This is a genomic window from Curtobacterium sp. NPDC087080 (assembly GCF_044745105.1).
In the GTDB taxonomy this organism is placed as follows: domain Bacteria; phylum Actinomycetota; class Actinomycetes; order Actinomycetales; family Microbacteriaceae; genus Curtobacterium.
In genome coordinates this window covers 11472-23316 of record NZ_JBIUZP010000005.1, presented here as the reverse complement: position 1 = coordinate 23316, position 11845 = coordinate 11472, and the positions used below count along the sequence as shown (strand labels likewise).

Sequence of the window (11845 nt, the reverse complement as noted above, 5' to 3'; positions counted from 1 at the left end):
CCTCTCGACGGCGCTGTTGCTCATACCGAGATCCCCCGCGCTGCCATGAAGGGGACCGGGTCGACGGCGGAACCGTTCACCCGGGTCTCGAAGTGGAGGTGGCACCCCGTCGACCAGCCGGTGGAGCCGATCTTCGCGATCTGCTGCCCGGCCTCGACGTGCTGCCCGACGGAGACGAGGATGCCGCCGTCGACGATGTGCCCGTAGGCGGTGGAGATGCCGCCGCCGTTGTCCAGCACGACCTCGTTGCCGTAGCCGCCGCCGTTCGCGGCGAACGTCACCGTGCCCGAGTGGGCGGCGTAGATCGGGGCGTAGCAGGCGGGCGCGAGGTCGACACCGGCGTGCAGTGCCCGGTTGTGCGTGTACGGGTCGACGCGGTAGCCGTAGGGGCTCGTCTGGTACCCGCCGGCGGGACGGACCCAGCCGGAGGAGTTCGGCGCACCGCCACCCGTGCCGCCCTGGCTCGTCGCCCCGGCCTGCGCTGCTGCCTGCGCCGCCGCAGCTGCCCGGGCGGCCTCCTGCGCCTTCGCCTCGGCGACGCCCTTGTCGTACGCCGCCTCGACGTCCTGCGCGTTCGTGGTCAAGAGGGTGAGCTGGGCCTCGAGCCGGGACTTGTTGTCCGCCTGCGCGTCGACGGCGGTCTGCGCGCGATCAGCGGCGTCCTGGGCGGCCTGCATCTTCGCCTGGGCCGCGTCGGCGAGGGCGCCGAGGGCCTCCTTGGCCTGCTCGGAGCGGTCGGCGAGGCCCTGCGCGACCCCGCGGTCCTGCGAGGCCTGCGAGTAGATGCCGTCGGCCTGCTCGGTGAGCTTCGACATCGCGCCGAGCTCGTAGAGCAGGTCGCCGGAGTCGGACGGGTGCGTGAGGATGTCGGTCGTCACGTCGTTCGCGCTGGCGCGACCGAGCTGCGCGGCGAGCTGCCCGGCCTGCTCCTCCGAGCGCTTCGCCGTGCGGTCTGCTGCATCCGCCTGCTGCTGCAGCGTCTGCTGCTCGAGGGTCGCGGCGTCGTACTTCGTCTGCGCCGTCTGGTACGCCGTGCCGGCCGCCTCGGACTCCTGCTGCGCGGCCGATGCCTTCGCGGTCAGGTCCTGGAGGAGCGCCTTGATCTCGGTGACCTTGGCCTGCTGGGCGTCCTTCGATGCCTTCGCCTGCTCGACGTCCGACCAGCTGGGGTAGCTCGTGGCCGAGGCCGCGGCGACCGGGCCGACCGCGGCGAGGGCCCCGGCGGAGAGCACAACGGCGACCGCGGCGGCGAGGACGCGGCGGCGGGAGCTGGGGATGCGGTGGGGTGCAGGCGACATGGTCTCGATCTCGTAACGGTGCGGCGAGGCTCGGACACGCCACACTGTCAACAGACGCAACAGTAACAACACGGGTCACGGCAGGGACACCCCCGAGCGAGGGTCCAGGCCGCCCACGATGGTCGCACCGGACCATGGCCCGAGCAGCATCGGCAGGGCGCGACACGCCGGGGATGCACGCTCGGGGGCGTTCGATTTGTGCATCACGCGGACCGTCCGTATGCTTGACTCCCGGTAGCGCACGGCGCAGCTTGCGGCCCTATCGTTTAGTGGCCTAGGACACCGCCCTTTCACGGCGGCAGCACGGGTTCGAATCCCGTTGGGGTCACTCCACGTGAGTGAGCAAGCAGCAGTACGACACCGAACACAACACAATATGGCCCTGTAGCGCAGTTGGTTAGCGTGCCGCCCTGTCACGGCGGAGGTCGCGGGTTCAAGTCCCGTCAGGGTCGCCACGGCTGGATAGCTCAGTTGGTAGAGCGTTCGACTGAAAATCGAAAGGTCCACGGATCGATGCCGTGTCCAGCCACGGTGAAGAGCCCCTCACGAGAGTGAGGGGCTCTTTTGCGTTCCCGGCCGGTGCGCCCGTCGCTCGTCGCACTTCGGTGGCTCGACCTGCTCGCGCACAACCGGGAGCACGTCGCGCCACGGACTTCCCTGGCGCGACGTGCTTCCCATTGTGCTGACCGCGAGCCGTCCGAGCGCCGGCGCCGCCGGCGCCGCCGGCGCTTCGCGGCCTCAGGCCTCGCGGGTCTTCGGGCTGCTGTCGTTCGTCTTCGCCGGGTCACGCTCGACGACCGACCCGAGAGCGTCGTCGATGCGGGACATCAGCTCGGCAGGGATCTGCACCCCGGCCGCGCCGGCGTTGTCGTGCACCTGCTCCGGACGCGAGGCGCCGATGATCGCCGACGCCACGTTCTCGTTCCGCAGCACCCAGGCCACCGCGAGCTGCGCCATCGACAGGCTGAGCTCGTCCGCGATCGGCTTCAGCTCCTGCACCGCCGACAGCGTCTCGTCGTTCATGAACCGCTCGATCATCTTCGCGCCGCCCTTGTCGTCGGTGGCACGCGAGCCCTCCGGCAGCGGCTGGCCGGGCTGGTACTTGCCGGTCAGGACCCCCTGGGCGATCGGCGACCAGACGATCTGCGAGATCCCGAGCTCCTTCGACGCGGGGACGACCTCGCCCTCGATGACCCGCCAGAGCGCCGAGTACTGCGGCTGGTTCGAGATGAGCTGGAAACCGAGGTCCTTCGCCAGTGCCGCGCCGGCCCGGAGCTGGTCCGCGGTCCACTCCGAGACGCCGACGTACAGGACCTTGCCCTGCCGAACGACGTCGGCAAAGGCCTGCATCGTCTCCTCGAGCGGGGTCTCGTGGTCGAAGCGGTGTGCCTGGTACAGGTCGACGTAGTCGGTCTGCAGCCGCTCGAGCGACCCGTCGATCGACTCGAGGATGTGCTTCCGGCTCAGCCCGGTGTCGTTGTGCCCCTTCGGGCCGGTGGGACCGAAGACCTTCGTGGCGATCTCGAGGGACTGACGACGCTCCCCCTTGAGTGCTTCGCCGAGGACGGTCTCGGCGCCGGTGTTCGCGTAGACGTCGGCGGTGTCGAAGGTCGAGATGCCGACGTCGAGCGCGGCCCGGACGCAGGCGATCGCCGCGTCGTTCTCGACCTGGGATGCGTGGGTGAGCCAGTTGCCGTAGGTGATCTCGGACACCTTGAGGCCCGAGTTGCCGAGGTAGCGGTACTCCATGTGCGTGTCACTCCTGTCGTGGAGCGCGTCGGTGCGCCCCGACCGTGACGGTAGTCCGCGACGCCCGGGCCCCTTCCACCGTTCGCCTCGCATGGGATACGGTGAAGTATCAGTTGTCCGGTGACGAGACGAAACCCCGGCGATGTGGCCTGAGCCAGGGATCGTTCCGGGGTCTTCGTGGACAAGTGTACAGGGGAGGCAGGTCTGGGGGAAGGAGCAGAAGAACGGGATGCCGTCATCGTCGAGCTGCTGACCGAGGCGAGGCTGGCTTCCTACCTGCGTGCGACTCGGACCCGATCCGGCGCGATGCGGTTGTACGAGTGGAACGTCCGCGTCGCGGCGGGCGTGATGGAACTGACCGCGGCTGTCGAAGTCGTCAGTCGGAACGCGATGGATCGCGAGCTCACATCGTGGGCGAACCGCAGGCGCGCAGGCGATTGGCTCGACGCGGCACCGCTCGACCCGCGGGGAAGGCACGACGTCGACAAGGCGAAGGAACGCGCGGCACGCGGCGGAGCCAGCGGACGGCATGATCGGGTCCTGGCCGAGCTGAGCTTCGGCTTCTGGAGGTACCTCCTCAGCTCCCGGTACCATGCGTCGCTCTGGGTTCCCGATCTGCACCGGGCGTTCCCGCGCGGTCCGGTCGACCTGCGTTCCCGGCGTCGCGAGGTGGAAGGACGCATGCACCGGTTGCACCTGGCCCGGAACCGCGCCGCCCACCACGAGCCGATCCACCAGCGGGACCTCCGCCGCGGCCTCGACGACGCACTCGACCTGCTCGGCTGGGTCCACCCCATGGCCGCCGAGTGGGCGGCGGACGTGACGTCGCTCGGCGCGGTACTCGATGCCCGACCCAGCGGCTGAGGGGCAGGATCGCAGGGGCGCGGTGCACAGCGGCACCGCCGGGAGCGAAGGAGCATCCATGTCGGGACCGAGCGTGCTGTTCATCGGCGGCAGCGGCATCATCAGCGCCGCGTGCGTCCGCGAAGCCGTCGAGCAGGGGTTCGACGTCACCGTGCTCAACCGGGGCGCGACGGACAAGCGGCCGATCCCGGATGCCGTGACGCGCCTCCAGGCCGACGTGTCGGACCGCACCGCGCTGGAAGCCGCGATCGGCGACCAGCACTGGGACGTCGTCATCGACTTCGTGGCGTTCACGCCCGACCAGGTGCAACGGGACATCGAGGTGTTCACCGGTCGGACGAACCAGTACGTCTTCATCTCGTCGGCCTCGGCGTACCAGACGCCCGCGACGCACCTGCCGATCACCGAGTCGACACCGTTGAAGAACCCGTTCTGGCAGTACTCGCGCGACAAGATCGCGTGCGAGGACCTGCTCGTGGAGGCGTACCGCGAGGACGACTTCCCGATGACGATCATCCGGCCGTCGCACACCTACGACGAGACGCTCGTGCCGTTCTCCGGCGGGTGGACGGTGCTCGGGCGGATGCGCGCGGGGAAGCCGGTCGTGGTGTGCGGGGACGGCAGCTCGCTGTGGACGATCACGCACGCGCGCGATTTCGCGGTCGGCTTCGTGGGGCTGCTCGACCGGGCCGAGGCGATCGGCGAGGCCTTCCACATCACCGGCGACGAGGCACCGACCTGGGACCGCATCGCGCACGAGCTCGCGGCGGCGGCGGTGGTCGACGACCTGCAGATCGTGCACGTGCCGAGCGATGCGATCGACGCGCTCGACGCCGACTGGGGTGCGAGCCTGCTCGGGGACAAGGCGAACACGTCGGTCTTCGACAACACGAAGGTGCAGACGCTCGTGCCGGAGTTCGCACAGACGACCTCGATCCGGCAGGGCGCGCGGGAGATCGTCGCGTGGTTCGACGCCGACCCGTCGCGCCAGGTGACGGACGAGCGGCTCGACGGGCTGATGGACCAGCTCGTGGAGCGGTGGCAGGTGCGCTGACGCGACGGCGCGCTCTGCGACCGCGTGCGCGTGACGCGCGGCGCGGCACGCGGCACGACGTGCCGGTGCACAACCGGAAGCACGTCGCGCCGCGGAACCGCGTGGCGCGACGTGCTTCCCGTTGTGCCGAACGGCGCGACGGCCGGCACGGGCGCGACCCGGGCGCAGACGGACGGGAGGCGCGTGGCGGACCCGCCACGCGCCTCCCGTCCGACAGGTGGTCGCGTCTAGCGCGCGGCCAGCACCTCGCCGAGGGTCCCGATCGCCAGGCGCACCTCGTCGTCGGTGACGACGAGCGGCGGCGCGAAGCGGATGGTCGACCCGTGCGTGTCCTTCACGAGCACGCCCCGGTCGGCCAGGTCGTGCGCGATCTCCTTGCCGGTGCCGAGCGCGGGGTCGATGTCGATCCCCGCCCACAGGCCGGCGACGCGGTGCGAGACCACGCCGTGTCCCACGAGCTCGTCGAGCAGCCCGCGGAGCAGCGGTTCCCCGTCGAGCGCGCGCTGCTGGAAGGTGCCCTCGCCGAGCATGGCGACGACCTCGGACCCGACGGCGGCCGCGAGCGGGTTCCCGCCGAACGTCGACCCGTGCTCGCCCGGACGCAGGACGCCGAGCACCTCGCGGGAGCCGACGACCGCGGAGACCGGGACGATCCCGCCGCCGAGGGCCTTGCCGAGCGTGACGAGGTCGGGGCGGACGTCGACGCGCTGGACGGCGAGGGTGTGCCCGGTCCGCCCGAGGCCGGACTGGATCTCGTCGGCGACGAACAGCGCGCCGAACTCGTCGCAGATCCCGCGCACGGCCGGCAGGTAGTCGGAGGGCGGGATGACGACCCCGCCCTCGCCCTGGATCGGCTCGAGCAGCACGGCGACGACGGTCTCGTCCATCGCCTCCCTGAGCGCGAGAGCGTCGCCGTACGGCACCGTCCGGAAGCCGGGCGTGTACGGCCCGAAGTCCTCGCGGGCCGAGGGGTCGTCCGAGAACGAGACGATCGTCGTGGTGCGGCCGTGGAAGTTCCCGGACGCGACGACGATCGTGGCCTGCCCCGCCGGCACGCCCTTGACCCGGTAGCCCCAGGCGCGGGAGACCTTGATCGCCGACTCGACGGCCTCGGCACCGGTGTTCATCGGGAGCACGAGTTCGGTGTCGGTCAACGACGCCAGAGCGGCGGCGAACGGGCCGAGGCGGTCGTTCACGAACGCGCGGCTCGTCAGGGTCACCCGGTCGAGCTGGGCCCGGGCGGCGTCGAGCAGCCGGGGGTTGCCGTGGCCGAAGTTCACCGCGGAGTACGCGGCGAGTCCGTCCAGGTAGCGCTTGCCGTCGACGTCGGTCACCCACGCTCCCTGGCCGGACGCGATGACGACCGGCAGCGGGCTGTAGTTGTGGGCGAGGGAGCGGTCCTCGACGGCGAGCGCAGCGGCGGTGGCACCACCGCGTGCGGCGGTGGCGGCGTCGCCGGACGCGCCGGCACCCGTGTGGGTACCGGCTCCGGTCGCGGTGCTCACGGCTACCGCGCGACCGAGGTGCCGGTGCCGACGGGGTGCAGGTCGAGCGTGCAGCACTTCACGCCGCCGCCGCCGAGCAGGAGCTCGGACAGGTCGACGCCGATCGGGTTGTAGCCCTTCTCGCGCAGCTGCTCGGCGAACCGGACAGCGCGCGAGGCGATCACGACGTTGTAGCCGTCGGAGTACGAGTTGAGGCCGAGGATCGCGGCGTCCTCCTCGGTCGCGATGATCGCGTCCGGGAAGCGCTCGCGCAGGATCACCAGCGAGGCCTCGTCGAAGGCGCTCTCGAGGTAGGCGATGTTCGAACGGCCGGACGCGTCGGGCTCCGGGTCGAGCACGGCGATGGCGGTGTCGAGGTGGTAGAAGCTCGGGTTGATGAGCTTCAGGGTGACGACCTCGCGGCCGTAGATGCGGGCGAGCTCCTCGTGCGAGGTGCTGTCCGAGCGGAAGCCGGTACCGGCGAAGATGGTGTCGCCGATGAGCAGGAAGTCACCCTCGCCCTCGTTGGTCTCCTCGGGCTCGGCGACGGTCAGGCCGGCGCTGCGGAACCAGTCCATGTACGCGGGGCCCTCGGGCTGGCGCTCGGGGTACTGGAACTTCGCGCCGTACGCGACGCCGTCGAGCACGAAGCCGCCGTTGGCCGCGTAGACCATGTCCGGCAGGCCCTCGATCGGCTCGATGTACGAGATGTCGAAGCCGAGCTGCTCGTAGACGTCGACGAGCGACTGCCACTGCTCGACGGCCTTCGACGTGTCGGTCGGCTCCTCGGGGTGCATCCACGGGTTGATCCGGTAGCTGACCGTGTAGTGCGTCGGCTTGCACATCAGGATCGTGCGCTTCGTGGCGACACGGGCCGGTGCGGCCTGCGGTTCGGTTGCGGTGTTCGACATCAGTCCTCCTGGGACTTCTGGCCCGAGCCTGCCAGGAACCACCACGGGAGAGCTCCGACGAGACGCAGGCTCACTCGCCGGAGGCGGACCAGGTCGACGCCTGCCCAGAGTCTTGCACGAACGGTCCGGTCGGTGCAGTACCCCGTCCACGAGCGCGTGGCACCCGTTCGGGTGACGCACGATTCCTGCGTCGGACGCACCCGGCTCGCAAGAACCCCGCGTACGATTGACGAACATGGACACGCTCGACCACCGCATCCTGGACCAGCTCCGGGAGAACGCCCGAGCCGGCTACGGCGACATCGGGTCGGTGGTCGGACTCTCCGCGTCCGCGGTCAAGCGTCGGGTGGATCGCCTGGTCGCCGACGGGGTCATCCAGGGCTTCACGATCAAGGTCGACCCCGCGGTCGAGGACCGCGGCACCGAGGCCTGGGTCGAGCTGTACTGCCGCGGCACGGTCTCACCCGACGAGCTCCGCACGCTGCTCGACACCGTCCCCGAGGTCGTCGACGCGGGCACGGTCACGGGCAGCGCCGACGCCGTGGTGCACATGCGGTCGCGGGACCTGCCGGCGCTCGAGCTGGCGCTCGACCGGGTGCGCCTGGCCCCGCAGGTGGACCACACCCGCAGCGCGATCGTCCTGTCCAAGCTGGTCAGCCGCGAGTCCGCCTGAGGGTCGCGGTCGTGGGGATCGGGATGACGGCCTGGAGGCGCGGCGCGGCCCCCGCACGTCGGCCGGCGGCCCGCCGCCTGGTCACCGCGGCCGCCGTCGCGTACGTCGCGAACTGCCTCTGGGGCACCGCCGTCGCGGTCCGGATCATCCGGACGAAGAAGCTCCGCGTCGTGCACCACGGCCTCTTCGTCGTCACCGCGACCCTGACCGGCGTCGCCGCGACCACCCCCGTCTGGACCCGCGACCGCTCGGCACTCTTCCTGCTGCCGGCCCTGGTGCCCCTCGCACTCGCTCCACGCACGAACCCCCGCTCCGGAGCACACTGGAGAGTCGCGGTCGTCGCCGCACCGTCCTACCTGGGGGCGTTGCTCGCTCGGCGCTGACCACGACCACGAGACACGAGGGACGCACGTGGAGCTCTTCGAGGCCATCCGACGCCGACGCACGACCAACGGGGCGTTCCTGCCCGACCCGGTGTCCGAGGAACACCAGCGGCTGCTCATGGAGCTCGCCGGACGGGCACCCTCGCAGCTCAACAGCCAGCCGTGGCGGTTCGTCCTGGTCGAGGAGCGCCCGACGATCGACCGCGTCGCCGAGATCAGCGGTCGCTCGATGACCCGGACGATGGCGGCGGGCACGTTCTTCGAGCGGTACAAGCCGTACTTCCGGTTCTCGCAGGCCGAGATGGACGAGCGGCGCGACGGGATGCTGTTCGACAAGCTCCCCGGGCCGCTCAAGCCCTTCACGAAGCAGGTGTTCACGAAGCGCGGGCAGCTGCTCATGAACACGCTCCGGGTGCCGCAGACCCTCGGCGAGGAGAACCGGAAGCTCGTCGCCGGGTCGCCGCTGCTGCTCGGCGTGCTGCTCGACCGGCACGAGTACCGGAAGGAGGAGCTCTCGGGCTTCTACTCGGTGTTCAGCATGGGCGCTGCGATGGAGAACGTCTGGCTCGCCACGACCGAGCTCGGCCTCGGGATCCAGTTCGTGTCCTTCCCGATGGAGACTCCCGGCGCGTGGGAGGAGATCGAGGGGCTGCTGCGGGTCCCGCCGGAGTTCGAGCTGATGGCCGTGTACCGGATCGGGTACCTGCCGCCGGAGCGTCGACGGCCCGCGATCGACTGGACGTCGAGCGAGCGGAAGCGCCCGTCGCAGTACGTGTTCCGCGGGACCTGCGACACCCCGCAGCAGGGGTGGGACGACGTGCCGGACGCTGCGCGCGCGACCGACGGGACCGTCTCGTGACCGCCGGACGGCCTGACGGGGGCGAGCGGGGCCTCCCGGCCGTCTCGCCGGAGGCGCCGCCCCTGCGCGGTGTGCCGTGGATCTCGCAGGACTGGCTCGACGTGGTGTTCGTGCACTGGCGCGTCGACGTGTCGGCGGTGGCACCGCTGCTGCCCGACGGGGCCTTCCCGGACACGATGGCGCTCGACGGGACGGACGACGGGGTCACCACGTGGGTGGGCCTCATCGGGTTCCGGTTCACGGACACGCGCTTCCCGCCGCTCGGTCGGCTCGGCCGAGCCGGCAGCGTCGGCGACTTCGTCGAGGTCAACGTGCGGGTCTACACGCGCGACGACCAGGGCCGGCGGGGTGTCGCGTTCCTGTCGCTCGACGCAGGGAAGCTGCTGCCGACGGTCGGCGCGCGGGTGGCGACGGGTCTGCCGTACTGGTGGGCGCACGCGGCGATCCGGAGGACCGACGACCGGGTCGGGTACGCGATGCGGCGGCACGGGACGCACCTGCGATCAGCCTTCGACGTGCGCGTGGGGGACGTCGTCGAGGAGCCGACACCACTCGAGACGTTCCTGACGGCGCGGTGGGGCATGCACGTGCGGCGGGTGGGCGCGACGCGGTACTGGCCGAACGAGCACGAGGCGTGGCCGCTGCACCGGGCGTCCCTCGTGTCGCTGCGGGACGACCTGGTGGCGGCTGCGGGGCTGCCCTTCGGGCTGTCCGGGCTGGAACCGGACTCGGTGCTGTACTCGCCGGGGGTGACCACGCGGTTCGGGCGAGGGCGTTGAGCATCGCATTCGGCAGGTCAACAGAATTGTGTATTCTACATACGTAACCTTCTGGGGTCCGTTGGATCTCTGAAAGGGAACAGCATGAACCTCCGCCCACTGACCGTCGGGTCCGCCGTGGTCCTCGCGAGCTGCATCGTCGTCGGCGCTGCGAGCTCCGGCGCGTTCGCCGCGCCCGAGCACCACGCTCGTCAGGTCGCATCGTCTGCGAAGAAGACCAGTACCGCCATCACCGACGTCCAGCAGGCGCCTCAGCGGGTCGGTGCCCTGCAGTGGGTCGAGGTGCGCGTCACCGTCGACGCGCCGACGGTCGTGCGCCTGCTGGACCCGTCGGGCGAGGCCGTCGACGCGAAGAGCGGCGATCCGCAGAAGCCGATTGTCTTCCAGGTGAAGCCGAACGGTCAGGACACCGCGCGGTACGCGGTGGACACCGGGCAGTCGTCGACGGTCCGCGTGGTCGATCTCGACTTCCGCGAGCTCCCCCTGTCCGCGCCGCTCGACCTCAGCTCGGAGCGGCGCCTCGAGGAGATCGCCCGTGCGGTCGCACACGGCCAGTTCGTCCACGAGATGCGGTACGAAGCGCTCCCGGGCGCCGAGGTGACGGTCGTCTCGAACGGCCGGTCGGAGGTCGTCACGGCCTCGGGTGACGGTGTCGCCACGGTCCCCGTCGAGTTCCGCGCGGGTGACAACCAGGTGCGGGCGAAGCAGGTGCTCGGTGCGAAGGAATCGCTCGAGTCCGACGACCACTACACGTTCGGAGCCACCGACAGCGGCTCCGGCGAAGGCTCCGGCGGCGGTAAGCCCGGTGACGGGAACGGCGGCGGCGACAAGCCCGGCGACGGGAACGGCGGCGGCGAGCAGGCCGACCCCGCATCGCTGCGCCTCGACCAGCAGCAGGGCGCCGAACTCACCCCGAAGGACGGCAAGGTCACCCTCTCCGGTCGCGCCTCCAGTGGCTGGGTCACCATTCGCGGGGGCAACGAGCAGATCCTCGCCACCGCCCAGGTCCAGAACGGCCGCTGGAGCGTCGACATCCCCGCCGCCACCGGCCCCCAGTACGCGCTCATCGCCCTCTCCAACACCGAACAGGGTGCCCCCCTCGCCCGCACCGTCCTGCGCTACGTCGTCCGCGACGACAGCGACGAGCCCGGCGACGGGAACGGCGGCGGCGAGCAGGTCGACCCCGCATCGCTGCGCCTCGACCAGCAGCAGGGCGCCGAACTCACCCCGAAGGACGGCAAGGTCACCCTCTCCGGCCGCGCCTCCAGCGGCTGGATCACCGTCCGCGACCTCGAGCACGGCTCCGACACCACCACCGAGGTCCACGACGGCCACTGGTCCGTCGACGTCCCAGCCACCACCCCCGGCTGGCAGATCGCGTCCATCGCCCTCTCCACCACCGAACACGGCGCACCCGTCACCCAGACCACCCTCCGCTACGTCGTCCGTGACAGCGGCGACAAGCCCGGCGGCGGCGGCGAGCAGCCCGGCGACGGCAACGGCGAGACCTCGCCCGTCGAGCTCGCGGTCGACCAGTCGGGTTCGCTGCGGCTCGACTCGGAGGGCTTCGTCACGTACACGGGTACGGCCCCGGGCGAGTCCGTCCTGGTCTTCGTCAACGGGAAGCGGGCCGGTGAGTACGCCGTGCATGACGGCCACTTCGCCGCGAAGGTCTACCAGGCACCCGGCCGGTACAAGCTGACGTTCCTTGCCAAGACGAATCCGCACGCGAGCGTGTGGGACAAGGTCGCGACGACCGAGGTCACCGTCGAACGCTGACCAGTTCACGAT

11 protein-coding genes and 3 tRNA genes are annotated in these 11845 nt (G+C 70.9%); 10 read left to right on the top strand and 4 right to left on the bottom strand.

Annotated elements, in window-relative coordinates:
* Nucleotides 1-20 precede the first annotated feature (20 nt).
* Nucleotides 21-1298, bottom strand: a complete 1278-nt coding sequence (locus ACIPEQ_RS14060) for a peptidoglycan DD-metalloendopeptidase family protein (protein ID WP_402715640.1) — start codon at nt 1296-1298, stop codon at nt 21-23.
* Between the two features lie 255 nt (nt 1299-1553).
* Here ACIPEQ_RS14060 and ACIPEQ_RS14055 point away from each other — a divergent pair.
* The 3 genes from ACIPEQ_RS14055 (at nt 1554) to ACIPEQ_RS14045 (ending at nt 1827) form a co-directional block, all read left to right on the top strand.
* A tRNA-Glu gene (locus ACIPEQ_RS14055) sits at nt 1554-1626 on the top strand.
* Nucleotides 1627-1676: 50 nt separating this feature from the next.
* A tRNA-Asp gene (locus ACIPEQ_RS14050) sits at nt 1677-1753 on the top strand.
* A gap of 1 nt (nt 1754) precedes the next feature.
* Nucleotides 1755-1827: transfer RNA gene (locus ACIPEQ_RS14045), tRNA-Phe, on the top strand.
* Between the two features lie 209 nt (nt 1828-2036).
* Here ACIPEQ_RS14045 and ACIPEQ_RS14040 read toward each other — a convergent pair.
* The gene (locus ACIPEQ_RS14040; protein ID WP_402715639.1) at nt 2037-3047 is read right to left on the bottom strand and encodes an aldo/keto reductase family protein; all 1011 of its coding nucleotides are present in this window, start codon (nt 3045-3047) and stop codon (nt 2037-2039) included.
* Nucleotides 3048-3224: 177 nt separating this feature from the next.
* Between ACIPEQ_RS14040 and ACIPEQ_RS14035 the strand changes: the two genes are divergently transcribed.
* Entirely contained in the window at nt 3225-3911 is a 687-nt protein-coding gene (locus ACIPEQ_RS14035) for a hypothetical protein (protein WP_402715638.1), read from the top strand.
* A 58-nt stretch (nt 3912-3969) separates the two neighbouring features.
* Entirely contained in the window at nt 3970-4965 is a 996-nt protein-coding gene (locus ACIPEQ_RS14030) for an SDR family oxidoreductase (protein WP_402715637.1), read from the top strand.
* Between the two features lie 227 nt (nt 4966-5192).
* On the opposite strand, the gene rocD is transcribed toward ACIPEQ_RS14030, so the two are convergent.
* Together rocD and ddaH are read right to left on the bottom strand one after the other, a co-directional pair.
* Entirely contained in the window at nt 5193-6470 is a 1278-nt protein-coding gene (gene rocD, locus ACIPEQ_RS14025; protein WP_402715636.1) for an ornithine--oxo-acid transaminase, read from the bottom strand.
* A gap of 2 nt (nt 6471-6472) precedes the next feature.
* Complete coding sequence (gene ddaH, locus ACIPEQ_RS14020; RefSeq protein ID WP_402715635.1) at nt 6473-7360, bottom strand: dimethylargininase; 888 nt, start codon at nt 7358-7360, stop codon at nt 6473-6475.
* A 235-nt stretch (nt 7361-7595) separates the two neighbouring features.
* Here ddaH and ACIPEQ_RS14015 point away from each other — a divergent pair, with 235 nt between their 5' ends.
* The 5 genes from ACIPEQ_RS14015 to ACIPEQ_RS13995 all read left to right on the top strand — a co-directional run bounded on the left by ACIPEQ_RS14015 (nt 7596) and on the right by ACIPEQ_RS13995 (nt 11833).
* Nucleotides 7596-8033 carry an Lrp/AsnC family transcriptional regulator gene (locus ACIPEQ_RS14015; protein ID WP_058729711.1) on the top strand — a complete coding sequence of 146 codons (438 nt, stop codon included), beginning with the start codon at nt 7596-7598 and terminating at the stop codon, nt 8031-8033.
* A 23-nt stretch (nt 8034-8056) separates the two neighbouring features.
* Nucleotides 8057-8416 (top strand): hypothetical protein, encoded by a 360-nt coding sequence (locus tag ACIPEQ_RS14010; RefSeq protein ID WP_402715634.1) that lies wholly within the window; start codon nt 8057-8059, stop codon nt 8414-8416.
* A gap of 28 nt (nt 8417-8444) precedes the next feature.
* Nucleotides 8445-9275, top strand: a complete 831-nt coding sequence (locus ACIPEQ_RS14005) for a nitroreductase family protein (protein ID WP_402715633.1) — start codon at nt 8445-8447, stop codon at nt 9273-9275.
* Complete coding sequence (locus ACIPEQ_RS14000) at nt 9272-10054, top strand: YqjF family protein (RefSeq protein WP_402715632.1); 783 nt, start codon at nt 9272-9274, stop codon at nt 10052-10054. The genes ACIPEQ_RS14005 and ACIPEQ_RS14000 overlap by 4 nt, the downstream gene beginning before the upstream one ends.
* Before the next feature lie 84 nt (nt 10055-10138).
* The gene (locus tag ACIPEQ_RS13995) at nt 10139-11833 is read left to right on the top strand and encodes a hypothetical protein (protein ID WP_402715631.1); all 1695 of its coding nucleotides are present in this window, start codon (nt 10139-10141) and stop codon (nt 11831-11833) included.
* Nucleotides 11834-11845: the final 12 nt, after the last annotated feature.